Origin of the sequence: Paraburkholderia sp. Tr-20389 (genome assembly GCF_017104565.1) — a bacterium.
GTDB lineage: Bacteria > Pseudomonadota > Gammaproteobacteria > Burkholderiales > Burkholderiaceae > Paraburkholderia.
Window position 1 is genome coordinate 16286 of the sequence record NZ_JAAGPD010000019.1, and the last position, 21832, is coordinate 38117.

At 59.0% G+C, this 21832-nt stretch carries 35 protein-coding genes; all 35 read left to right on the forward strand.

Annotated elements, in window-relative coordinates; all coding sequences use genetic code 11:
• The first annotated feature begins 177 nt into the window (after positions 1-177).
• The 35 genes from rpsL to dsbD all read left to right on the forward strand — a co-directional run bounded on the left by rpsL (position 178) and on the right by dsbD (position 21768).
• A complete protein-coding gene (rpsL, locus tag G3N95_RS19005) occupies positions 178-558 on the forward strand; it encodes a 30S ribosomal protein S12 (protein WP_006053290.1) in 381 nt (126 codons plus the stop codon).
• A gap of 179 nt (positions 559-737) precedes the next feature.
• Entirely contained in the window at positions 738-1208 is a 471-nt protein-coding gene (rpsG, locus tag G3N95_RS19010) for a 30S ribosomal protein S7 (protein WP_006053291.1), read from the forward strand.
• Between the two features lie 129 nt (positions 1209-1337).
• Positions 1338-3440 carry an elongation factor G gene (gene fusA, locus G3N95_RS19015; RefSeq protein WP_205971636.1) on the forward strand — a complete coding sequence of 701 codons (2103 nt, stop codon included), beginning with the start codon at positions 1338-1340 and terminating at the stop codon, positions 3438-3440.
• 48 nt (positions 3441-3488) lie between these two features.
• Positions 3489-4679 (forward strand): elongation factor Tu, encoded by a 1191-nt coding sequence (tuf, locus tag G3N95_RS19020; RefSeq protein WP_102645092.1) that lies wholly within the window; start codon positions 3489-3491, stop codon positions 4677-4679.
• A 128-nt stretch (positions 4680-4807) separates the two neighbouring features.
• A complete protein-coding gene (gene rpsJ, locus G3N95_RS19025; protein ID WP_006998489.1) occupies positions 4808-5119 on the forward strand; it encodes a 30S ribosomal protein S10 in 312 nt (103 codons plus the stop codon).
• Between the two features lie 188 nt (positions 5120-5307).
• Positions 5308-5967 (forward strand): 50S ribosomal protein L3, encoded by a 660-nt coding sequence (rplC, locus tag G3N95_RS19030; protein ID WP_205971637.1) that lies wholly within the window; start codon positions 5308-5310, stop codon positions 5965-5967.
• Positions 5967-6587, forward strand: coding sequence for a 50S ribosomal protein L4 (gene rplD / locus G3N95_RS19035; RefSeq protein WP_007730523.1), 621 nt, complete (start codon positions 5967-5969; stop codon positions 6585-6587). Before rplC ends, rplD begins: the two co-directional genes overlap by 1 nt.
• Positions 6584-6898: a 50S ribosomal protein L23 gene (gene rplW / locus G3N95_RS19040; protein ID WP_007730525.1), complete on the forward strand. Its 315-nt coding sequence runs from the start codon at positions 6584-6586 to the stop codon at positions 6896-6898. The genes rplD and rplW overlap by 4 nt, the downstream gene beginning before the upstream one ends.
• Positions 6899-6900: 2 nt before the next feature.
• On the forward strand, positions 6901-7728 hold the full coding sequence (gene rplB / locus G3N95_RS19045) for a 50S ribosomal protein L2 (RefSeq protein WP_205971638.1): 828 nt from the start codon (positions 6901-6903) through the stop codon (positions 7726-7728).
• Positions 7729-7738: 10 nt separating this feature from the next.
• The gene (gene rpsS / locus G3N95_RS19050; RefSeq protein WP_006998484.1) at positions 7739-8014 is read left to right on the forward strand and encodes a 30S ribosomal protein S19; all 276 of its coding nucleotides are present in this window, start codon (positions 7739-7741) and stop codon (positions 8012-8014) included.
• 12 nt (positions 8015-8026) lie between these two features.
• The gene (rplV, locus tag G3N95_RS19055) at positions 8027-8356 is read left to right on the forward strand and encodes a 50S ribosomal protein L22 (RefSeq protein WP_004199272.1); all 330 of its coding nucleotides are present in this window, start codon (positions 8027-8029) and stop codon (positions 8354-8356) included.
• Between the two features lie 11 nt (positions 8357-8367).
• A complete protein-coding gene (gene rpsC / locus G3N95_RS19060) occupies positions 8368-9162 on the forward strand; it encodes a 30S ribosomal protein S3 (RefSeq protein ID WP_012402193.1) in 795 nt (264 codons plus the stop codon).
• Positions 9163-9164: 2 nt separating this feature from the next.
• Positions 9165-9581 (forward strand): 50S ribosomal protein L16, encoded by a 417-nt coding sequence (gene rplP, locus G3N95_RS19065; RefSeq protein ID WP_007730545.1) that lies wholly within the window; start codon positions 9165-9167, stop codon positions 9579-9581.
• A gap of 10 nt (positions 9582-9591) precedes the next feature.
• Positions 9592-9786 (forward strand): 50S ribosomal protein L29, encoded by a 195-nt coding sequence (gene rpmC, locus G3N95_RS19070; protein WP_075159014.1) that lies wholly within the window; start codon positions 9592-9594, stop codon positions 9784-9786.
• The gene (gene rpsQ / locus G3N95_RS19075) at positions 9783-10055 is read left to right on the forward strand and encodes a 30S ribosomal protein S17 (protein ID WP_012402190.1); all 273 of its coding nucleotides are present in this window, start codon (positions 9783-9785) and stop codon (positions 10053-10055) included. Before rpmC ends, rpsQ begins: the two co-directional genes overlap by 4 nt.
• A gap of 290 nt (positions 10056-10345) precedes the next feature.
• A complete protein-coding gene (rplN, locus tag G3N95_RS19080; RefSeq protein WP_012402188.1) occupies positions 10346-10714 on the forward strand; it encodes a 50S ribosomal protein L14 in 369 nt (122 codons plus the stop codon).
• Between the two features lie 9 nt (positions 10715-10723).
• Positions 10724-11032 carry a 50S ribosomal protein L24 gene (gene rplX / locus G3N95_RS19085; RefSeq protein WP_201655300.1) on the forward strand — a complete coding sequence of 103 codons (309 nt, stop codon included), beginning with the start codon at positions 10724-10726 and terminating at the stop codon, positions 11030-11032.
• Between the two features lie 16 nt (positions 11033-11048).
• Positions 11049-11588 carry a 50S ribosomal protein L5 gene (rplE, locus tag G3N95_RS19090; RefSeq protein ID WP_201655303.1) on the forward strand — a complete coding sequence of 180 codons (540 nt, stop codon included), beginning with the start codon at positions 11049-11051 and terminating at the stop codon, positions 11586-11588.
• Between the two features lie 7 nt (positions 11589-11595).
• The gene (gene rpsN / locus G3N95_RS19095) at positions 11596-11901 is read left to right on the forward strand and encodes a 30S ribosomal protein S14 (RefSeq protein ID WP_012402186.1); all 306 of its coding nucleotides are present in this window, start codon (positions 11596-11598) and stop codon (positions 11899-11901) included.
• Positions 11902-11915: 14 nt separating this feature from the next.
• Positions 11916-12311, forward strand: coding sequence for a 30S ribosomal protein S8 (gene rpsH, locus G3N95_RS19100; RefSeq protein ID WP_007730595.1), 396 nt, complete (start codon positions 11916-11918; stop codon positions 12309-12311).
• Between the two features lie 19 nt (positions 12312-12330).
• Positions 12331-12861 (forward strand): 50S ribosomal protein L6, encoded by a 531-nt coding sequence (gene rplF / locus G3N95_RS19105; RefSeq protein ID WP_205971639.1) that lies wholly within the window; start codon positions 12331-12333, stop codon positions 12859-12861.
• Positions 12862-12873: 12 nt separating this feature from the next.
• Positions 12874-13239, forward strand: a complete 366-nt coding sequence (gene rplR, locus G3N95_RS19110) for a 50S ribosomal protein L18 (RefSeq protein WP_008923336.1) — start codon at positions 12874-12876, stop codon at positions 13237-13239.
• Positions 13240-13253: 14 nt separating this feature from the next.
• Positions 13254-13772: a 30S ribosomal protein S5 gene (gene rpsE / locus G3N95_RS19115; protein WP_007730604.1), complete on the forward strand. Its 519-nt coding sequence runs from the start codon at positions 13254-13256 to the stop codon at positions 13770-13772.
• 10 nt (positions 13773-13782) lie between these two features.
• Positions 13783-13965: a 50S ribosomal protein L30 gene (gene rpmD / locus G3N95_RS19120; RefSeq protein WP_205971640.1), complete on the forward strand. Its 183-nt coding sequence runs from the start codon at positions 13783-13785 to the stop codon at positions 13963-13965.
• A 30-nt stretch (positions 13966-13995) separates the two neighbouring features.
• Positions 13996-14430, forward strand: coding sequence for a 50S ribosomal protein L15 (gene rplO, locus G3N95_RS19125; protein WP_205971641.1), 435 nt, complete (start codon positions 13996-13998; stop codon positions 14428-14430).
• Between the two features lie 46 nt (positions 14431-14476).
• Positions 14477-15823: a preprotein translocase subunit SecY gene (gene secY / locus G3N95_RS19130; protein ID WP_205971642.1), complete on the forward strand. Its 1347-nt coding sequence runs from the start codon at positions 14477-14479 to the stop codon at positions 15821-15823.
• 8 nt (positions 15824-15831) lie between these two features.
• On the forward strand, positions 15832-16050 hold the full coding sequence (gene infA / locus G3N95_RS19135) for a translation initiation factor IF-1 (RefSeq protein WP_004521905.1): 219 nt from the start codon (positions 15832-15834) through the stop codon (positions 16048-16050).
• Positions 16051-16070: 20 nt separating this feature from the next.
• Positions 16071-16187, forward strand: coding sequence for a 50S ribosomal protein L36 (rpmJ, locus tag G3N95_RS19140; RefSeq protein ID WP_004199844.1), 117 nt, complete (start codon positions 16071-16073; stop codon positions 16185-16187).
• A 41-nt stretch (positions 16188-16228) separates the two neighbouring features.
• On the forward strand, positions 16229-16594 hold the full coding sequence (gene rpsM / locus G3N95_RS19145) for a 30S ribosomal protein S13 (RefSeq protein ID WP_013589830.1): 366 nt from the start codon (positions 16229-16231) through the stop codon (positions 16592-16594).
• Between the two features lie 28 nt (positions 16595-16622).
• Positions 16623-17027 (forward strand): 30S ribosomal protein S11, encoded by a 405-nt coding sequence (gene rpsK, locus G3N95_RS19150; protein ID WP_006052224.1) that lies wholly within the window; start codon positions 16623-16625, stop codon positions 17025-17027.
• A 146-nt stretch (positions 17028-17173) separates the two neighbouring features.
• A complete protein-coding gene (rpsD, locus tag G3N95_RS19155; RefSeq protein WP_205971643.1) occupies positions 17174-17797 on the forward strand; it encodes a 30S ribosomal protein S4 in 624 nt (207 codons plus the stop codon).
• Between the two features lie 124 nt (positions 17798-17921).
• Positions 17922-18899 carry a DNA-directed RNA polymerase subunit alpha gene (gene rpoA / locus G3N95_RS19160; RefSeq protein ID WP_007730697.1) on the forward strand — a complete coding sequence of 326 codons (978 nt, stop codon included), beginning with the start codon at positions 17922-17924 and terminating at the stop codon, positions 18897-18899.
• Between the two features lie 151 nt (positions 18900-19050).
• Positions 19051-19446: a 50S ribosomal protein L17 gene (gene rplQ / locus G3N95_RS19165; RefSeq protein ID WP_205971644.1), complete on the forward strand. Its 396-nt coding sequence runs from the start codon at positions 19051-19053 to the stop codon at positions 19444-19446.
• 155 nt (positions 19447-19601) lie between these two features.
• Positions 19602-19928, forward strand: coding sequence for a divalent-cation tolerance protein CutA (gene cutA, locus G3N95_RS19170; protein WP_205971645.1), 327 nt, complete (start codon positions 19602-19604; stop codon positions 19926-19928).
• On the forward strand, positions 19921-21768 hold the full coding sequence (dsbD, locus tag G3N95_RS19175; protein ID WP_205971646.1) for a protein-disulfide reductase DsbD: 1848 nt from the start codon (positions 19921-19923) through the stop codon (positions 21766-21768). The genes cutA and dsbD overlap by 8 nt, the downstream gene beginning before the upstream one ends.
• Positions 21769-21832: the final 64 nt, after the last annotated feature.

Below are 21832 nucleotides of genomic sequence, written 5' to 3' on the forward strand. Positions count from 1 at the left end.
ATTTTCGGAATATGATGCTAGGTTCCGGTTCTTGGCAGGGTTGCGCGCGGCGTAAGTGCGTCGCCAGTTCGGCCCAGGCTGGAAGTCAGCAGTAGTCAGAAAGTAGTCAAAAGCGCGTTCGTTTTTGCTTTGCCCAGAAACGAACACGTCGATTTTGTTCAATTTCAGGAATAAACAATGCCAACCATCAATCAACTGGTTCGCAAAGGCCGCACGTCGGAAACGACGAAGAGCAAGAGCCCGGCTTTGCAGGACTGCCCCCAGCGTCGCGGCGTGTGCACCCGTGTGTACACCACGACGCCGAAGAAGCCGAACTCGGCGCTCCGTAAGGTCGCCAAGGTTCGTCTGACGAACGGCTTCGAAGTCATTTCGTACATCGGTGGTGAAGGCCACAACCTGCAGGAACACTCGGTCGTGCTGATTCGCGGCGGCCGTGTGAAGGACTTGCCGGGTGTGCGTTACCACATGGTTCGCGGCTCGCTGGATACCCAGGGCGTCAAGGATCGTAAGCAAGCTCGCTCGAAGTACGGCGCGAAGCGTGCCAAGGCTGGCAAGTAATCAGCCGGTCAAGCTGTAACAGGTCGCTCGCAAGAGCGGTTTAGCGGTGGTGCCGGATAGCCGGTGCTGTCGAGTAAGTGGTCACCCGACCAGGCTGGTAAGTCGTAATGGATGAATCGGGTTAGTTGGTGGCCGCGGAGCAGAAGAACTGCTCCAACTGAAAAGTTAAAGGAAGAAACATGCCGCGTCGTCGCGAAGTCCCCAAGCGGGAAGTGTTGCCGGATCCGAAGTTCGGTAACGTTGATGTAGCAAAGTTCATGAACGTGCTGATGCTCTCCGGCAAGAAGTCGGTTGCCGAGCGCATCGTGTACGGCGCTTTCGAACAGATCCAGACCAAGGGTGGCAAGGACCCGCTGGAAGTGTTCACGGTAGCGCTCAACAACGTCAAGCCGGTGGTCGAAGTGAAGAGCCGCCGCGTTGGTGGTGCGAACTATCAGGTTCCGGTCGAAGTGCGTCCGTCGCGTCGTATGGCATTGGCGATGCGTTGGCTGCGTGAAGCCGCGAAGAAGCGCAGCGAGAAGTCGATGGCTCTGCGTCTCGCAGGTGAACTGTCGGAAGCGGCTGAAGGCCGTGGTGGCGCAATGAAGAAGCGCGACGAAGTTCACCGGATGGCAGAAGCCAACAAGGCGTTCTCGCATTTCCGTTTCTAAGCATCCCGTCCCGGGTTGGCAGTAAAGCGGAAAGAAATTCCGGGCGGGTGCGCTTACAAAGCGCCTCGCCCGTTTGTGTTAAAGCGCGATGGACTAGTTTTCATCGCGTCATCCCAATAGAGGATCAAAGTGGCTCGCAAGACTCCTATCGAGCGCTACCGCAACATCGGTATTAGCGCTCACATCGACGCCGGCAAGACGACGACGACCGAGCGCATCCTGTTCTATACCGGCGTGAACCACAAGATTGGTGAAGTGCACGACGGTGCCGCAACCATGGACTGGATGGAGCAGGAACAGGAACGTGGTATCACGATCACGTCCGCTGCTACCACGGCGTTCTGGAAGGGCATGGCAGGCGACCGCGCCGAGCATCGCATCAACATCATCGACACCCCGGGTCACGTCGACTTCACGATTGAAGTCGAGCGCTCGATGCGCGTGCTCGACGGTGCGTGCATGGTCTACTGCGCAGTGGGCGGCGTGCAGCCGCAGTCGGAAACGGTGTGGCGCCAGGCTAACAAGTACAAGGTGCCCCGTCTCGCGTTCATCAACAAAATGGACCGTACCGGCGCGAACTTCTTCAAGGTCTACGACCAGCTCAAGCTGCGTCTGAAGGCGAACCCGGTTCCCGTCGTTGTGCCTATCGGTGCAGAAGAGAACTTCACGGGCGTCGTCGATCTGATGAAGATGAAGGCGATCATTTGGGACGAAGCGTCCCAAGGCACCAAGTTCTCGTACGAAGACATCCCGGCAGAACTCGTCGACACGTGCAACGAATGGCGTGAAAAGATGATCGAAGCTGCGGCTGAGTCGAGCGAGGAACTGATGAACAAGTACCTCGAGTCCGGCGAACTGAGCGAAGCGGAAATCATCAAGGGTCTGCGCGACCGTACGATCGCTTGCGAAATCCAGCCGATGCTGTGCGGTACCGCGTTCAAGAACAAGGGCGTGCAGCGTATGCTCGACGCCGTGCTCGACTTCCTGCCGTCGCCGATCGACATTCCCCCGGTCACGGGCGAACTCGAAAACGGTGAAAAGGCAGAGCGCCGCGCATCGGACGACGAAAAGTTCTCGGCACTGGCATTCAAGATCATGACGGATCCGTTCGTCGGTCAGCTGATCTTCTTCCGTGTGTATTCGGGCGTCGTCAATTCGGGCGACACGGTGCTGAACGCGACGAAGGACAAGAAGGAACGTCTGGGTCGTATTCTGCAGATGCACGCGAACCAGCGCGAAGAAATCAAGGAAGTGCGCGCAGGCGACATCGCTGCCGCTGTGGGCCTGAAGGAAGCGACGACGGGCGACACGCTGTGCGACCCGGCAAACCCGATCGTTCTGGAACGCATGATTTTCCCGGAGCCGGTGATTTCGCAGGCCGTCGAGCCGAAGACGAAGGCCGACCAGGAAAAGATGGGCATGGCGCTGAACCGTCTGGCTCAGGAAGATCCGTCGTTCCGCGTTCAAACGGACGAAGAATCGGGTCAAACCATCATTTCGGGCATGGGCGAACTCCACCTCGAAATTCTGGTCGACCGGATGAAGCGCGAGTTCAACGTCGAGGCAACGGTTGGCAAGCCGCAAGTCGCGTATCGTGAAACGATCCGCAGCACGGCAGCCGACGTCGACGGCAAGTTCGTCAAGCAGTCGGGCGGTCGCGGCCAGTACGGTCACGCTGTCATTACGCTTGAGCCGAACGAGCAGGGCAAGGGCTACGAGTTCCTCGACGAGATCAAGGGTGGTGTGATTCCGCGTGAATACATCCCGGCAGTCGACAAGGGTATCCAGGAAACGCTGAAGGCCGGCGTGCTGGCAGGCTTCCCGGTCGTCGACGTCAAGGTTCACCTGACCTTCGGTTCGTACCACGACGTTGACTCGAACGAAAATGCGTTCCGCATGGCCGGTTCGATGGCGTTCAAGGAAGCAATGCGCAAGGCGAGCCCGGTTATCCTCGAGCCGATGATGGCCGTGGAAGTCGAAACGCCTGAAGACTACATGGGCAACGTGATGGGCGACCTGTCGGGCCGTCGCGGTATCGTCCAGGGCATGGAAGACATGGTGGGCGGCGGCAAGATCGTCCGCGCCGAAGTGCCGCTGTCGGAGATGTTTGGCTACTCGACGTCGCTGCGCTCGCTGACGCAAGGCCGCGCAACGTACACGATGGAATTCAAGCACTACGCTGAAGCACCGCGTAACGTGTCGGAAGCGATCATCAACGCGAAGTCGAAGTAAGACCTCGCATAGTCATTCATCGAACAACTTTTTTGAAAGAAGAGAAACATGGCTAAAGGTAAATTCGAACGGACCAAGCCGCACGTGAACGTCGGCACGATCGGTCACGTTGACCACGGCAAGACCACGCTGACGGCAGCGATCACGACGGTGCTGACCGCGAAGTTCGGTGGCGAAGCAAAGGCCTACGACCAGATCGACGCGGCGCCGGAAGAAAAGGCGCGTGGTATCACGATCAACACGGCACACGTCGAGTACGAAACGGCGAACCGCCACTACGCACACGTCGACTGCCCGGGCCACGCTGACTATGTGAAGAACATGATCACGGGCGCGGCGCAGATGGACGGCGCAATCCTGGTGTGCTCGGCTGCTGACGGCCCGATGCCGCAAACGCGTGAGCACATCCTGCTGGCGCGTCAGGTTGGCGTTCCGTACATCATCGTGTTCCTGAACAAGTGCGACATGGTCGACGACGCCGAGCTGCTCGAGCTGGTCGAAATGGAAGTTCGCGAACTCCTGTCGAAGTACGACTTCCCGGGCGACGACACGCCGATCATCAAGGGTTCGGCGAAGCTGGCGCTGGAAGGCGACAAGGGCGAGCTGGGCGAAGTGGCGATCATGAATCTGGCCGACGCGCTGGACACGTACATCCCGACGCCGGAGCGCGCAGTTGACGGCGCGTTCCTGATGCCGGTGGAAGACGTGTTCTCGATCTCGGGTCGTGGCACGGTGGTGACGGGCCGCGTTGAGCGCGGTGTGGTCAAGGTCGGCGAGGAAATCGAAATCGTCGGTATCAAGCCGACGGTGAAGACGACCTGCACGGGCGTGGAAATGTTCCGCAAGCTGCTCGACCAGGGTCAGGCAGGCGACAACGTCGGTATCCTGCTGCGCGGCACGAAGCGTGAAGACGTGGAGCGCGGCCAGGTTCTGGCGAAGCCGGGTTCGATCACGCCGCACACGCACTTCACGGCTGAAGTGTACGTGCTGAGCAAGGACGAAGGCGGCCGTCACACGCCGTTCTTCAACAACTACCGTCCGCAGTTCTACTTCCGTACGACGGACGTGACGGGCTCGATCGAGCTGCCGAAGGACAAGGAAATGGTCATGCCGGGCGACAACGTGTCGATCACGGTGAAGCTGATCGCTCCGATCGCGATGGAAGAAGGTCTGCGCTTCGCAATCCGCGAAGGTGGCCGTACCGTCGGCGCAGGTGTCGTCGCCAAGATCATCGAGTAAAATCGACGATTGCTGTAGTAGTATGCAGTGCCCGGGTCTGGGTACTCACCCTCCGCGAGCGGCCCAGACCTACGTTCTTTTATTCATCGGCGGTGCAATATCGCCTCGCTCTTTCCAAGGAATTCGTCATGCAGAACCAGAAAATCCGCATTCGCCTGAAGGCTTTCGACTATCGTCTGATCGATCAATCGGCAGCTGAGATCGTCGACACGGCAAAGCGGACTGGCGCAATCGTTCGTGGTCCGGTGCCCCTGCCGACCCGCATTCAGCGTTTCGACATCCTGCGTTCGCCGCACGTGAACAAGACGTCGCGCGATCAGCTCGAAATTCGCACGCACCAACGCCTGATGGACATCGTCGATCCGACGGACAAGACCGTCGACGCACTGATGAAGCTGGATCTGCCGGCTGGCGTGGACGTCGAAATCAAGCTGCAGTAAAGGTTCCGAGCGGCATCCAGACTATTGGATGCCGCTAAGTCTTTGATTGCTTGCAGAAAACGAAAAGCCTCGCTATAATGCAAGGCTTTTCGCGCATTTGCGCAAAAAAGTCGTCGCACTTCGACTTCGAAATGCGCGGCATTTTGTAAATTAGCCCCGACCAATCGCAGTCGGGAATGGAGAAAACGATGAGCCTTGGACTCGTAGGTCGCAAGGTTGGCATGACCCGTATCTTCACGGCTGAAGGGGATTCGATTCCCGTCACCGTGCTGGACGTGTCCGACAACCGCGTGACGCAGATCAAGACTGTTGAAACCGACGGCTACACGGCCGTTCAGGTTGCCTTCGGTACGCGCCGTGCATCGCGCGTGACGAAGCCGCTGGCAGGTCATCTCGCCAAAGCCGGCGTCCAAGCCGGTGAAATCCTCAAGGAATTCCAGATCGACGCCGCGAAGGCCGCCGAACTGTCGAATGGCGCTGTGGTCGGTGTGGATCTCTTCGAAGTAGGTCAGAAGGTCGACGTGCAAGGCACCTCGATCGGTAAGGGCTACGCCGGTACTATCAAGCGTTACAACTTCGCTTCGGGTCGTGCTACGCACGGTAACTCGCGTTCGCACAACGTGCCGGGTTCGATCGGTATGGCGCAGGATCCGGGTCGTGTTTTCCCGGGTAAGCGCATGACGGGTCACATGGGTGACGAGACGGTCACCGTGCAGAACCTCGAAATCGCGCGTATCGACGCAGACCGCAAGTTGCTGTTGATCAAGGGTGCTGTTCCAGGTGCGAAGGGCGGCAAGGTGTTCGTGACGCCGGCTGTGAAGACGCGTGCCGTGAAAGGAGCGAAATAATGGAACTTAAGCTCCTGAACGCCAACGGTCAGGAAGGCGCGGCAGTCAACGCATCGGACGTCGTGTTCGGTCGTGACTACAACGAAGCCCTGATCCACCAGATCGTCGTCGCTTATCAGGCGAACGCACGTAGCGGCAACCGCGCGCAGAAGGATCGCGAGCAGGTCAAGCACACCACGAAGAAGCCGTGGCGCCAGAAGGGTACGGGCCGTGCTCGTGCCGGTATGTCGTCGAGCCCGTTGTGGCGTGGCGGTGGTCGTATCTTCCCGAATTCGCCGGAAGAAAATTTCTCGCACAAGGTCAACAAGAAGATGCATCGCGCAGGTCTCTGCTCGATCTTCTCGCAGCTGGCCCGCGAAGGCCGCATCGCGGTTGTCGACGAGCTGACGCTCGAGGCGCCGAAGACGAAGCTGCTGGCCGAAAAGTTCAAGGCGATGGGTCTCGATTCCGTGCTGGTCATCACCGACACGGTTGACGAAAACCTGTACCTCGCGTCGCGCAATCTGGCCCACGTGGCCGTTGTCGAGCCGCGTTACGCCGACCCGCTGTCGCTGATCTACTTCAAGAAAGTGCTGATCACGAAGGCTGCGGTCGCCCAGATCGAGGAGTTGCTGTCATGAGCGAAGTTCGCAAAAACGATCATCGTTTGATGCAAGTTCTGCTCGCGCCGGTGATCTCCGAAAAGGCGACGCTGGTGGCTGACAAGAACGAGCAAGTCGTGTTCGAAGTTGCGCCGGACGCTACGAAGCAGGAAGTCAAGGCTGCTGTCGAGCTGCTGTTCAAGGTGGAAGTCAATTCCGTCAACGTGCTGGTCCAGAAGGGCAAAGCCAAGCGCTTTGGCCGCTTCATGGGCAAGCGCAAGGACGTGAAGAAGGCGTACGTCTGCCTGAAGCCCGGCCAGGAAATCAACTTTGAAGCGGAGGCCAAGTAATCATGGCAATCGTGAAAGTTAAGCCGACTTCGCCGGGTCGCCGCGCGATGGTCAAGGTGGTCAACAAGGATCTGCACACGGGCAAGCCGTACGCACCGCTGCTCGACACGCAGAGCTCGACCGCCGGCCGTAACAACAACGGTCGTATCACCACCCGCCACAAGGGCGGTGGTCACAAGCAACACTATCGTATTGTCGACTTCCGTCGCACGAAAGATGGTATTCCGGCAAAGGTTGAACGCCTTGAATACGATCCGAACCGTAGCGCGAACATCGCGCTGGTCGTGTACGCAGATGGCGAGCGCCGTTACATCATCGCTCCGAAGGGCGTGACGGTTGGTCAGCAACTGATGTCGGGTTCGGAAGCTCCGATCCGCGCAGGCAACGCGCTGCCGATCCGCAACATCCCGGTCGGTACGACGATTCACTGCATCGAAATGCTGCCGGGCAAGGGCGCGCAAATGGCGCGTTCGGCTGGTACGTCGGCGATGCTGCTGGCTCGTGAAGGCACGTACGCACAGGTTCGTCTGCGTTCGGGCGAAATCCGCCGCGTTCACATCGAGTGCCGCGCGACGATCGGTGAAGTGGGCAACGAAGAGCATAGCCTCCGTCAAATCGGTAAGGCTGGTGCGAACCGCTGGCGCGGTATCCGCCCGACGGTGCGTGGCGTTGCAATGAACCCGGTCGATCACCCGCACGGTGGTGGTGAAGGCAAGACGGCTGCAGGTCGCGATCCGGTGAGCCCGTGGGGCACGCCGACGAAGGGTTATCGCACCCGTAGCAACAAGCGCACGACGAGCATGATCGTCCAGCGCCGTCACAAGCGTTAAGGAGTAGGCAATGGCACGTTCTATTAAAAAAGGTCCGTTCTGCGACGCCCATTTGCTGAAGAAGGTTGAGGCGGCTGCAGCATCGCGCGACAAGAAGCCTATCAAGACCTGGTCGCGTCGCTCGACGATCCTGCCGGACTTCATCGGCCTGACTATCGCCGTTCACAACGGCCGTCAACACGTTCCGGTGTATGTCACGGAAAACATGGTCGGCCACAAGCTTGGCGAGTTCGCACTGACCCGTACGTTCAAGGGTCACGCGGCCGACAAGAAGGCCAAGAAATAAGGGGCAATCAAGATGGAAGTGAAAGCAATTCATCGCGGTGCCCGCATCTCGGCGCAGAAGACGCGCCTTGTGGCTGACCAGATTCGTGGTTTGCCGGTCGACAAGGCGCTGAACGTTCTGACGTTCTCGCCGAAGAAGGCGGCGGGTATCGTTAAGAAGGTCGTGCTGTCTGCGATCGCGAATGCGGAGCACAACGAAGGCGCCGATATCGACGAGCTCAAGATCAAGAGCATCTACGTCGACAAGGCTGCTTCGCTGAAGCGTTTCACCGCACGTGCAAAGGGTCGCGGTAACCGCATCGAGAAGCAATCCTGTCACATCACTGTGACGGTCGGGAATTAAGGAGCCATACGATGGGACAGAAAATTCATCCGACTGGCTTCCGTTTGGCCGTCAGCCGCAATTGGGCTTCGCGTTGGTACGCGAACAACAACAATTTCGCGGCGATGTTGCAGGAAGACATCGGTGTTCGTGAATACCTGAAGAAGAAGCTGAAGAACGCGTCCGTCGGCCGCGTGGTGATCGAGCGTCCTGCAAAGAACGCACGTATCACGATTTTCAGCTCGCGCCCGGGTGTCGTGATCGGCAAGAAGGGTGAAGACATCGAACTGCTGAAGTCCGAGCTGCAAAAGCGCATGGGCGTTCCGGTTCACGTCAACATCGAAGAAATCCGCAAGCCGGAAACCGATGCGCAACTGATCGCCGATTCGATCACGCAACAGCTCGAGCGCCGGATCATGTTCCGCCGCGCGATGAAGCGTGCGATGCAAAACGCGATGCGTCTGGGTGCTCAAGGCATCAAGATCATGAGCGCAGGCCGTCTGAACGGTATCGAAATCGCTCGTACGGAATGGTATCGCGAAGGTCGCGTGCCTCTGCACACGCTGCGCGCTGACATCGACTACGCGACCTCGGAAGCGAAGACGACGTACGGCATCATCGGCGTGAAGGTGTGGGTCTACAAGGGCGACACGCTCGGCCGCAACGACGCTCCGGTGGTTGAAGAAGTCGCCGAAGAAAAGCGTCCGCGCCGCAACGCACGTCCGGGCGACCGCCGTCCGCGTCGCGATGGTGAAGGTGCACCGGCAGGTGCTCGCCGTGGCGCTCCGCGCCGTGGCGGTGCTGGCGACGGTAAGACTGGAGAATAACGATGCTGCAACCGAAACGCAGGAAGTATCGCAAAGAGCAGAAGGGTCGTAATACGGGCGTCGCAACGCGTGGTAACGCGGTGTCGTTCGGTGAATACGGTCTGAAGGCTATCGGTCGCGGCCGCCTGACCGCGCGTCAGATTGAAGCAGCGCGTCGTGCAATGACGCGTCACATCAAGCGCGGCGGCCGCATCTGGATTCGCATTTTCCCGGACAAGCCGATCTCGCAAAAGCCGGCTGAAGTACGTATGGGTAACGGTAAGGGCAACCCTGAGTACTATGTCGCCGAGATTCAACCGGGCAAGATGCTGTACGAAATGGACGGTGTGACCGAAGAACTGGCACGTGAAGCGTTCCGTCTGGCTGCAGCGAAGCTGCCGCTGAAGACGACGTTCATGGTTCGTCAGCTCGGCGCCTAAGGAGTGAATGATGAAGGCATCCGAACTTCACCAGAAAGATAAGGCCGCGCTCAACAAGGAGCTGTCGGACCTGTTGAAGGCGCAATTCGGCCTGCGCATGCAACTCGCGACCCAGCAGCTCACGAACACGAGCCAGCTGAAGAAGGTTCGTCGCGACATCGCACGTGTGCGGACCGTCCTGACTGAGAAGGCGAACCAGAAATGAACGATAGCGTAAAAACCTCGCTCAAGCGGACGCTGGTCGGCAAGGTCGTCAGCAACAAGATGGACAAGACGGTTACCGTCTTGGTCGAGCACCGCGTGAAGCACCCGATCTACGGCAAGTACGTCGTACGTTCGAAGAAGTACCACGCTCACGACGAAGCGAACACCTATAACGAGGGCGACCTCGTCGAAATCCAGGAAACTCGTCCTCTGTCGAAGACGAAGGCTTGGACGGTGTCCCGTCTGGTCGAAGCTGCTCGCATCATCTAAGCAGCTGAGCAACAGAAGTTGTTGAAATCGCAGTAGATTTCGCTTGCAAGACCGAGGTTATTTGTTATAATCTCGGTCTTCCCTCTTTGTGGGAGCCCCATCGCGGGCGAAGTTGTAGGTGGGGGAAGCGATATGGACGCCAGTCCGTGTCGGCAGATTCACCGGATTGCGATGGCGGGTTTCGTTTGCCGTCGCTGCTGTTCTAACCCAAGCAGCCGTTGGCTGACGGGACCAAGACTGACCGAATGCATCATGGTGGTGCGATCGGATTAAGTTGGGAAAGATAAACCATGATCCAGACCGAAACTCGGCTCGAAGTGGCCGACAACACGGGTGCACGTGAAGTCATGTGCATCAAGGTGCTCGGCGGCTCGAAGCGTCGTTATGCCAACATCGGCGACATCATCAAGGTGAGCGTCAAAGAGGCAACGCCGCGCGGGCGCGTGAAGAAAGGCGAAATTTACAACGCCGTTGTGGTTCGCACCGCCAAGGGTGTGCGCCGTCAAGACGGCTCGCTGATCAAGTTCGACGGCAACGCCGCCGTGCTTTTGAATACCAAGCTCGAGCCAATCGGCACCCGCATTTTCGGGCCGGTCACGCGTGAGCTGCGTAGCGAACGCTTCATGAAGATCGTTTCGCTCGCGCCGGAAGTGCTGTAAGGAGCCGAGATGAACAAGATTCGTAAAGGTGACGAGGTCGTCGTCATCACCGGCAAAGACAAGGGCAAGCGCGGTGTCGTGCTGGCTGTTGGCGAAAACCGTGTGACCGTCGAAGGCCTCAACATCGCCAAGAAGCATGTGAAGCCGAACCCGATGAAGGGTACGACGGGCGGCGTGGAAGCGAAGGCAATGCCGCTGCAGATTTCCAACGTCGCGCTGGTCGACGCGAACGGCAAGCCGTCGCGCGTGGGCATCAAGGTCGAAGGGGACAAGAAGGTTCGTTTCCTGAAGACGACCGGTGCTGTTCTGAGCGCCTGACGCTGCGGAGTAAAAAATGGCACGTTTGCAAGAATTTTATAAAGAGAAGGTCGTTCCCGGCCTGATCGAGAAGTTCGGTTACAAGTCGATCATGGAAGTGCCGCGCCTCACCAAGATCACCCTGAATATGGGTCTTGGCGAAGCCGTCGCCGACAAGAAGGTGCTCGAGCACGCTGTTGGCGATCTCACGAAGATCGCTGGCCAGAAGCCGGTTATCACGAAGTCGCGTAAGGCAATTGCGGGCTTCAAGATCCGTGAAGGCTACCCGATCGGCACGATGGTCACGCTGCGTGGCCAGGCTATGTACGAATTCCTGGACCGTTTCGTGACGGTTGCGCTCCCCCGCGTGCGTGACTTCCGTGGCGTATCGGGCAAGGCGTTCGACGGCCGTGGTAACTACAACATCGGTGTGAAAGAGCAGATCATTTTCCCCGAAATCGACTACGACAAGATCGACGCGCTGCGTGGGCTGAACATCAGCATCACGACGACTGCGAAGACTGACGACGAAGCAAAGGCACTGCTCGCCAGCTTCAAGTTCCCGTTCAGAAACTGAGGTTACCGTGGCTAAACTGGCACTGATCGAACGTGAAAAGAAGCGTGCGCGCCTGGCTGCCAAGTTCGCACCGAAGCGTGCAGAACTGAAGGCAATCATCGACGACCAAAGCAAGTCGGAAGAAGAGCGTTACTCGGCTCGCCTTGAGCTGCAACAACTGCCGCGCAATTCGAATCCGACCCGTAAGCGCAACCGTTGCGCGATCACCGGTCGTCCGCGTGGCACGTTCCGTAAATTCGGGCTGGCGCGTAACAAGATTCGTGAAATCGCGTTCCGCGGCGAAATCCCTGGCCTGACCAAGGCGAGCTGGTAATAGGAGAAACGTAAATGAGCATGAGTGATCCTATCGCCGATATGCTGACTCGCATCCGCAACGCGCAGATGGTCGAGAAGGTTTCGGTGACGATGCCCTCGTCGAAAGTCAAGGTTGCAATCGCGCAAGTCCTGAAGGATGAAGGCTATATCGACGATTTCGCAGTGAAGGCTGAAGGTGCGAAGTCGGAATTGAACATCGCGTTGAAGTACTACGCCGGCCGTCCGGTTATCGAGCGCCTCGAGCGCGTTTCGAAGCCTGGTCTGCGCGTGTACCGCGGCCGCAACGACATTCCTCAGGTCATGAATGGCTTGGGCGTTGCGATCGTTTCGACGCCGAAGGGTGTGATGACTGATCGCAAGGCGCGCGCTACGGGCGTGGGCGGCGAAGTCATCTGCTACGTCGCTTAAAGCCGAAGGGAGAAGAAACATGTCTCGAGTAGGTAAAAGCCCGATCGCGCTGCAAGGCGCAGAAGTGGCCCTGAGCGACGAGCGCATTACCGTCAAGGGCCCGCTGGGTTCGATCTCGCAGAACGCGAATCGCCTGGTGAAAGTGGTGAACGACAACGGCACGCTGAAGTTCGAGCCGGTTGACGCAAGCCGCGAAGCAAATGCGATGTCGGGCACGATGCGCGCGCTGGTCGCGAACATGGTGCACGGCGTGACGAAGGGTTTCGAGCGCAAGCTGACGCTGGTTGGCGTCGGTTATCGTGCGCAAGCGCAAGGCGACAAGCTGAATCTGTCGCTGGGTTTCTCGCACCCTGTGGTGCACCAGATGCCGGAAGGTATCAAGGCTGAAACCCCGTCGCAAACCGAAATCGTGATCAAGGGGATCGACAAGCAGAAAGTTGGCCAGGTCGCTGCAGAAGTGCGCGGCTACCGTCCGCCGGAGCCCTACAAGGGCAAGGGCGTGCGCTATGCCAACGAGGTTGTGATCCTCAAAGAAACGAAGAAGAAGTAAGGGTGCGCAATCATGGATAAGACTCAATCTCGCCTGCGCCGCGCTCGTCAGACGCGGATCAAGATCGCTGAGCTGCAAGTCGCGCGTCTGGCCGTGCACCGCACGAACACGCACATCTATGCGCAAGTGTTCTCGCCGTGCGGCACCAAGGTGCTCGCAAGCGCATCGACGCTCGAAGCCGAAGTGCGTGCGCAACTGGCCGACCAATCGGGCAAGGGTGGCAACGTTGCTGCTGCAACCCTGATCGGCAAGCGCATTGCAGAAAAGGCTAAGGCTGCCGGCATCGAATCCGTCGCCTTTGACCGCTCGGGTTTCCGCTACCACGGCCGCGTGAAGGCGCTGGCTGATGCGGCGCGCGAAGCCGGGCTCAAGTTCTAAGGAAGAAATTCGTCATGGCAAAGATGCAAGCGAAAGTTCAGGCTGACGAACGCGACGACGGCCTTCGCGAAAAGATGATTTCGGTCAATCGCGTGACCAAGGTCGTGAAGGGTGGCCGTATTCTCGGTTTCGCCGCACTGACCGTGGTTGGCGACGGTGATGGCCGCGTCGGCATGGGCAAGGGCAAGGCCAAGGAAGTTCCGGTCGCTGTTCAGAAGGCAATGGAACAGGCCCGCCGCAACATGTTTAAGGTGCCGCTCAAGAACGGTACGCTGCAACACGAAGTGCACGGCAAGCATGGCGCATCGACGGTTCTCCTCGCTCCGGCGAAGGACGGTACCGGCGTGATCGCTGGCGGCCCGATGCGCGCAGTGTTCGACGTGATGGGCGTGCAAAACGTTGTGGCCAAGAGCCACGGTTCGACGAACCCGTACAACCTCGTTCGCGCAACGCTGGACGGTCTGCGCAAGCAGTCCACGCCGGCTGACATCGCGGCGAAGCGTGGTAAGTCCGTCGAAGACATTCTGGGCTAAGGTGGTCACCATGTCTGAAAAAACTGTCAAGGTTCAGCTCGTCAAGAGCCTGATTGGGACCCGCGAATCGCACCGCGCTACCGTGCGCGGTCTTGGCCTGCGTCGCCTGAACTCGGTTAGCGAGCTGCAGGACACGCCGGCTGTGCGCGGCATGATCAACAAGGTCTCGTACCTCGTTAAGGTCATCAGCTAAGCGGCCGTTCGGGCACTCAAGGAGTTGATAATGGAATTGAATAACCTGAAGCCGGCTGAAGGCTCGAAGCACGCGAAGCGTCGCGTGGGTCGCGGCATCGGCTCGGGCCTCGGCAAGACCGCTGGCCGTGGTCACAAAGGTCAGAAGTCGCGTTCGGGTGGCTTCCACAAGGTCGGCTTCGAAGGCGGTCAAATGCCGCTGCAACGCCGTCTGCCGAAGCGTGGTTTCACCTCGCTGACGAAGGAATTCGTCGGTGAAGTGCGCCTCGGTGACCTCGAGAAGCTGCCGGTCGACGACATCGATCTGTTGGCACTGAAGCAAGCCGGTCTGATTGGCGAGATGATGACGAGCGCCAAGATCATCGCGACGGGCGAGCTGAAGCGCAAGATCGTCGTGAAGGGCCTGTCTGCGACGAAGGGCGCGCGCGCTGCGATCGAAGCAGCGGGCGGTTCTTTCGCCGAGTAACGTGCAAGTCGATTGCCGTCACTAGCATTTGCATCGGAGAAGGTACTTGGCTAACAGCCCGAGTCTCGCAAAACCCGGTCGAAGCGCGGCGAAGTTTGGCGATCTGCGTCGGCGAGCAGTGTTCCTGCTGCTGGCGCTGGTCGTCTACCGAATCGGCGCGCATATTCCGGTGCCGGGCATCGACCCGGACCAGCTGGCAAAGCTGTTCCAAAGCCAGTCGGGCGGCATCCTTGGCATGTTCAACATGTTCTCGGGTGGCGCACTTTCGCGGTTCACGATTTTCGCGCTGGGGATCATGCCGTACATCTCGGCGTCGATCATCATGCAGTTGCTGGCGATCGTCTCGCCGCAGCTGGAAGCGCTGAAGAAGGAAGGGCAGGCAGGTCAACGGAAGATTACGCAGTACACGCGGGTCTTCACGGTGGTTCTGGCGACGTTCCAGGCTTTCGGTATCGCTGTTGCGCTGGAAAACCAGCCGGCACTGGTGATCGATCCTGGTATGGTCTTCCGGCTGACGACGGTTGTGACGCTCGTGACCGGCACGATGTTCCTGATGTGGCTCGGTGAGCAAATCACGGAACGTGGTCTGGGTAACGGTATCTCGATCATCATCTTCGGCGGGATCGCAGCGGGTTTCCCGAACGCGATCGGCGGTCTCTTCTCGCTGGTGCAAACCGGCTCGATGGGCCCCGTCTCGGCGATCATCATCGTGGCGCTGATCGCAGCCGTGACGTACCTGGTAGTGTTCATCGAACGCGGCCAGCGCAAGATCCTCGTGAACTATGCGAAGCGTCAGGTTGGCAACAAGATTTACGGTGGACAGTCGTCTCATCTGCCGCTGAAGCTGAACATGTCGGGCGTGATTCCGCCGATCTTCGCATCGTCGATCATCCTGTTCCCGGCAACCATCCTGAACTGGTTCAGTTCCGGATCGCGGACTGGCTGGTTCGCAGACACGCTGCACAATGTGGCCGAAGCGCTCAAGCCAGGTCAGCCGGTGTACGTGTTGCTGTATGCGTTGGCGATCGTATTCTTCTGCTTCTTCTACACCGCACTGGTGTTCAACAGCAGAGAGACGGCCGACAACCTGAAGAAGAGTGGTGCATTCGTCCCGGGTATTCGTCCGGGTGACCAGACGGCACGCTATATCGACCGCATTCTGACGCGTCTGACGTTGGCTGGTGCGATCTACATCGTGTTCGTTTGCTTGCTGCCCGAGTTCCTGGTGCTGCGCTGGAATGTGCCGTTTTATTTTGGTGGAACGTCGCTGCTGATCATTGTCGTCGTCACAATGGATTTCATGGCGCAGGTGCAGTCGTACGTTATGTCGCAACAGTATGAGTCGCTGCTGAAGAAGGCAAACTTCAAGGGCGGCGGCGTCCCGATGCGTTGAAAGGACTTATGGCCAAAGACGATGTAATCCAGATGCAGGGCGAGGTGATCGAAAACCTCCCCAACGCTACCTTCCGGGTGAAGCTGGAAAACGGCCATGTCGTATTGGGACACATATCCGGCAAGATGCGGATGCATTACATCCGTATCCTCCCCGGCGACAAGGTGACGGTTGAATTGACGCCTTACGATCTGTCGCGTGCGCGGATCGTGTTCCGGGCGAAGTGATTTGAAAAAAGGGTAATATCATGAAAGTGATGGCATCGGTTAAGCGCATTTGCCGCAATTGCAAGATCATCAAGCGCAAGGGCGTCGTTCGCGTGATTTGCAGCTCTGATCCGCGCCACAAGCAGCGTCAAGGCTGAACGCCGCGCTTTTGTTTGCGCTTTTTGTTTGAGGAAAAACAATGGCTCGTATCGCAGGGGTTAACATCCCGAATCACCAGCATACCGAAATCGGCCTGACGGCAATTTACGGTGTTGGCCGCACGCGCTCGCGCGACATTTGCGTCGCCGCTGGTGTGGCATTTTCGAAGAAGGTGAAGGACCTGACCGACGCAGATCTCGAAAAGCTGCGCGAAGAAGTCGGCAAGTTCATCGTTGAAGGCGATCTGCGCCGTGAAACGACGATGAACATCAAGCGCCTGATGGATCTCGGTTGCTATCGTGGCGTGCGTCATCGTAAGGGTCTGCCCCTGCGTGGCCAGCGTACGCGTACGAATGCCCGTACGCGCAAGGGTCCGCGTCGCGCAGCGCAATCGCTGAAGAAGTAAGCGGGACTGACAGTTACAGGAAAACGTAATGGCTAAGGCTTCGAACAACTCCGCGGCGCAACGCGTTCGCAAGAAGGTCAAGAAGAACGTCGCCGAGGGCGTGGTTCACGTTCACGCGTCGTTCAACAACACCATCATCACGATCACCGATCGTCAAGGCAATGCATTGGCCTGGGCAACGTCGGGTGGTCAGGGCTTCAAGGGTTCGCGTAAGTCGACCCCGTTTGCAGCTCAGGTTGCCGCTGAATCGGCTGGCCGCGTGGCGATGGAATACGGCGTGAAGAACCTCGAAGTGCGGATCAAGGGCCCCGGCCCCGGCCGCGAGTCCGCGGTGCGCGCGCTGCATGGTCTTGGTATCAAGATCACCGCGATCTCCGACGTGACGCCGGTTCCGCACAACGGCTGCCGTCCGCCGAAGCGTCGTCGTATCTAAGACGCTTGCTCCGCATGCGCCTGTTGCCGCTAAAGGCGGTAGCAGGCTGCTTGCGTTATTGAATTGACTAAGCCCACCGTTCGACCCAAAGGGTTCGGACTAGCGTGAACGCAAGTTCACGTGATCAATCATAGAAGGAATGCAAAGTGGCACGCTATATCGGCCCTAAAGCCAAGCTGTCTCGCCGTGAAGGCACCGATCTCTTCCTGAAGAGCGCACGTCGTTCGCTCGCTGACAAGTGCAAGCTTGACAGCAAGCCGGGTCAACATGGCCGCACCTCGGGCGCCCGTACGTCCGACTACGGCACGCAGCTGCGCGAAAAGCAAAAAGTGAAGCGCATCTACGGCGTGCTCGAGCGTCAGTTCCGCCGTTACTTCGCTGAAGCCGACCGTCGCAAGGGCAACACGGGTGAAAACCTGCTGAAGCTGCTCGAGTCGCGTCTCGACAACGTCGTGTATCGCATGGGCTTCGGCTCGACGCGCGCAGAAGCGCGTCAGCTCGTGAGCCACAAGTCGATCACGGTGAACGGCGTCGTCGCGAACATCCCGTCGCTGCAAGTGAAGGCGGGCGACGTGGTCGCTGTGCGCGAACAGGCGAAGAAGCAGGCTCGTATTCTCGAAGCGCTGTCGCTCGCCGAACAAGGCGGTCTGCCGCAGTGGGTTGCTGTCGATTCGAAGAAATTCGAAGGCACGTTCAAGTCGATGCCGGAACGCAGCGACATCGCCGGCGACATCAACGAAAGCCTGATCGTCGAATTGTATTCGCGCTAATCGGATTAACGGCCGAGGTTCCCTGATTGCCTTGGGCAAGGGGGCGCCTCGGCTGTTTAATTTCAGGTTGTTACCGGTCAGCCTTATCGGTGTAACGAGCCGAGGGTATTGAAAAGGAAAACCTATGCAAACCAGTTTGTTGAAGCCCAAGATCATCGCAGTTGAATCGCTTGGCGAAAGCCACGCGAAAGTGGTCATGGAGCCGTTTGAACGCGGCTATGGCCACACCTTGGGTAACGCGCTTCGGCGCGTGTTGCTGTCGTCGATGGTGGGCTACGCGCCGACCGAAGTGACGATCGCAGGCGTCGTGCATGAATATTCGACGCTCGATGGTGTGCAAGAGGACGTGGTCAACCTGTTGTTGAACCTGAAGGGCGTGGTGTTCAAGCTGCATAACCGCGACGAAGTCACGGTTACGCTGCGCAAGGAAGGCGAAGGCGTCGTCACGGCTGGCGACATCGAGCTCGCGCACGACTGCGAAGTGATCAACCCGGATCACGTGATCGCGCATCTGTCGAAGGGCGGCAAGCTCGACGTGCAGATCAAGGTCGAGAAGGGCCGTGGCTATGTGCCGGGCAACGTGCGTCGTTACGGCGAAGAGTCGGCGAAGATCATCGGCCGCATCGTGCTGGACGCATCGTTCTCGCCGGTTCGCCGTGTCAGCTATGCCGTGGAAAGCGCGCGTGTCGAACAGCGTACCGACCTCGACAAGCTCGTGATGAACATCGAAACGAACGGTGTGATTTCGCCGGAAGAAGCGATCCGTCAATCGGCGCGTATTCTGGTCGATCAGCTGTCGGTGTTCGCGGCGCTGGAAGGCACGGAAGCAGCGGCAGAAGCACCGTCGCGCGCTCCGCAGATCGATCCGATCCTGCTGCGTCCGGTGGACGACCTCGAACTGACGGTTCGTTCGGCGAACTGTCTGAAGGCCGAGAACATCTACTACATCGGCGACCTGATCCAGCGCACGGAAAACGAGCTGCTGAAGACGCCGAACCTGGGCCGCAAGTCGCTGAACGAGATCAAGGAAGTGCTCGCTTCGCGTGGCCTGACGCTCGGCATGAAGCTCGAAAACTGGCCGCCGGCTGGTCTCGACAAGTAATACGGTCGAACTGAAGTAGTACCGCAACTGGTCAGGACGCGGATTTTCCTTTAAAATCCGCGTCTTGCCTTTTTCACTACCGGCCCGTGCTTTCGGTTTCAAAGAAAGCGATAGAAGAGCTGGACCAAAACTTTGATTCAAGGAAATTGAAATGCGTCACCGTCATGGTCTGCGGAAACTGAACCGCACGAGCAGCCACCGTCTGGCAATGCTCCGTAACATGTCCAACTCGCTGATCGAGCACGAAGTCATCAAGACGACGCTGCCTAAGGCGAAGGAACTCCGTAAAGTCGTCGAGCCGCTGATCACGCTCGGCAAGAAGCCGTCGCTGGCTAACCGTCGTCTGGCGTTCAACCGCCTGCGCGATCGTGACTCGGTCTCGAAGCTGTTCGACGTGCTGGGCCCGCGTTTCGCGAACCGTCCGGGTGGCTATCTGCGCATCCTGAAGTTCGGTTTCCGCGTCGGCGACAACGCACCGATGGCACTGGTCGAACTGCTCGACCGTCCGGAAGTCGAGGAAGTCGAAAACGTTGCAGAAGCTGAATAAGCGTTCCGGCAACGACTAAAAAGCCAGGCGAAAGCTTGGCTTTTTTGTTTTCAGCGTCCACTTTGCCTATGCCATTCGACAGCCAGCGTGGTGTCGGGGCAAGGTGATACGATACCGTCACCCTGTCTTGGAAAGTGTTGGAGCGGTCGGTGAACGTGAATGTGAGCTTGGTACTGACGACCGTGCCGGACCGGGCAACGGCGCAAAAATTGGCTCAGGACGCGCTCTCAGCGCGTCTCGCTGCCTGCGTGACACAACTTGGCAGTGTCCAGTCGAGCTACCACTGGCAGGGCAAGATCGAATCGGCGGAAGAGATCCAGTTGATGTTCAAGACGAGCGTCGTGCGTGCGCTCGAACTCGAACGGTTCATTCAGGCTCAGCATCCGTACGACACGCCCGAGATCCTTTCATGGCAAGTCACCGCATCGGCCGCTTACGGCCAATGGGTGAACACCGAAACACAACGCCCGATCCATGTTTAACCGTTTGTCCCGTCGCTGGCGCGATGTCGCGCGCGTCCTCACCTTTGTCGCCGGCATCTTGTTGGTGTCGCTGGGTTCGTTTGGCTTTGTCCACGCGGACGACTTCCTCGATCCTGCTGTCGCATTCAAATTCAGCGCATCCGAGCAACCGGGCGAGGTGCTGGTGCACTACAAGATCGCCGACGGTTACTACATGTACCGCGAGCGGTTCGCGTTCGCGACACGCAACGGCGCCGCCACGATCGGCGAAGCGCAATTGCCTGCAGGTCACGTAAAGTTCGACCAGACGTTCAACAAGAATGTCGAGACATATCGCGGCGAATTGACCATTCACGTGCCCGTGAGCCAGGCGAGCGGTCCGTTTGATCTTGCGGTGACGTCGCAGGGCTGTGCGGACGCCGGCATCTGCTATCCGCCGATGGAGCGCGTCTACCAAGTAACAGGCGCCGCCCTGCATGCCGCCGCCGCAGGCACTGCACAGCCCCAGGACAACTCGAGCAACACCTCTTGGTACGAGCGCGCAACCAGCGCCGACTACGCGCAATCGCTGCTTCAAGGCGGCGGCTTCTTCGCGATCGTCGGCCTGTACTTCGTCGCCGGTGTCGTGCTGAGTCTGTTGCCGTGTTCTTACCCGATGATCCCGATCCTGTCTGCGATCATCATTGGCGAAGGGCCGCGCGTGACGCGGGCGCGCGGTTTCGCGCTGTCGCTGGCCTATGTTGTCGGGATGGCGCTCGTGTACACGGTGCTTGGAATCGCCGCGGCGCTCGTCGGACAGAGCCTCGGCGCCTGGCTGCAAAACCCGTGGGTGCTCGGCGCGTTTGCAGTGCTGCTCACCGCATTTGCTCTGACGCTGATCGCCGGCGTCGATATCGTGTTGCCTCACCGCTGGCAGAGCGGCGTTTCGCAGGCATCTGAGGGGCGTTCGGGCGGCAAGTTCGCCGCTGTTGCGGTGATGGGGGCGCTTTCGGCGCTGGTGGTTGGGGCGTGCATGACGGCGCCCCTGTTCGCGGTACTAGCCTTCATCGCGCACACAGGCAACGCCGCGCTGGGCGGTGCGGCCTTGTTTTCGATGGGTGTCGGCCTCGGGGTACCGTTGCTGATCATCGGGCTAGGCGCGGGAACGTTGCTGCCGCGTGCCGGCGCCTGGATGGATCGTGTGAAAGTCTTTTTTGGCGTGATTCTGCTCGCGGCGGCGTTGTGGATCGTCTGGCCGGTTTTGGGCTCGACCGCGCAAATGTTGTTGGCCGCATCGTGGCTGCTGACTGCGGCTGCCGCTCTGGGACTGTTTTCTCCGCATGCGGGAGCGGCGGGCTCGATCTGGCGCGGTCTTGGTCGCGGGCTGGGCGCTGCTTTGGCGATCTGGGCCGCGACGTTGCTGGTCGGTCTGGCGGCGGGGTCGACGGATCCGCTGAAACCGCTCGCCGTGCTCGCCGGCCGTACATCGAACGCGGCTTCCGAGCAGGCTCAGCAGACCGATCTGGCGTTTGCCCCTGTGCGTAGCTCAGGCCAGCTCGACGAAGCCGTCAAAACGGCTGCACAGCCCGCCATGCTCGATTTTTACGCAGACTGGTGTGTCAGCTGCAAGGAAATGGAGAAGTTCACCTTCAGCGATCCGCGCGTGCAGGCGAAGCTCAAGCAAATGAACCTGCTGCGTGCCGATGTAACAGCCAACAACACGGACGATCAGGTGTTGCTCAAACGGTTCAACCTGTTCGGACCGCCCGGAATCATCTTCTTCGACCGTGGCGGCAAAGAAGTGCTGCGCGTCGTCGGGTATGAGTCGGCGGACAAATTTCTGAAAAGCCTCGACCGCGCGATGCCGGGCCCTCAAACCTGAGAATCGAGCGGCAGACTGGCGCGAATCGCCTGCGCCAATGCCTGCATCCTGCATCAACCGGATA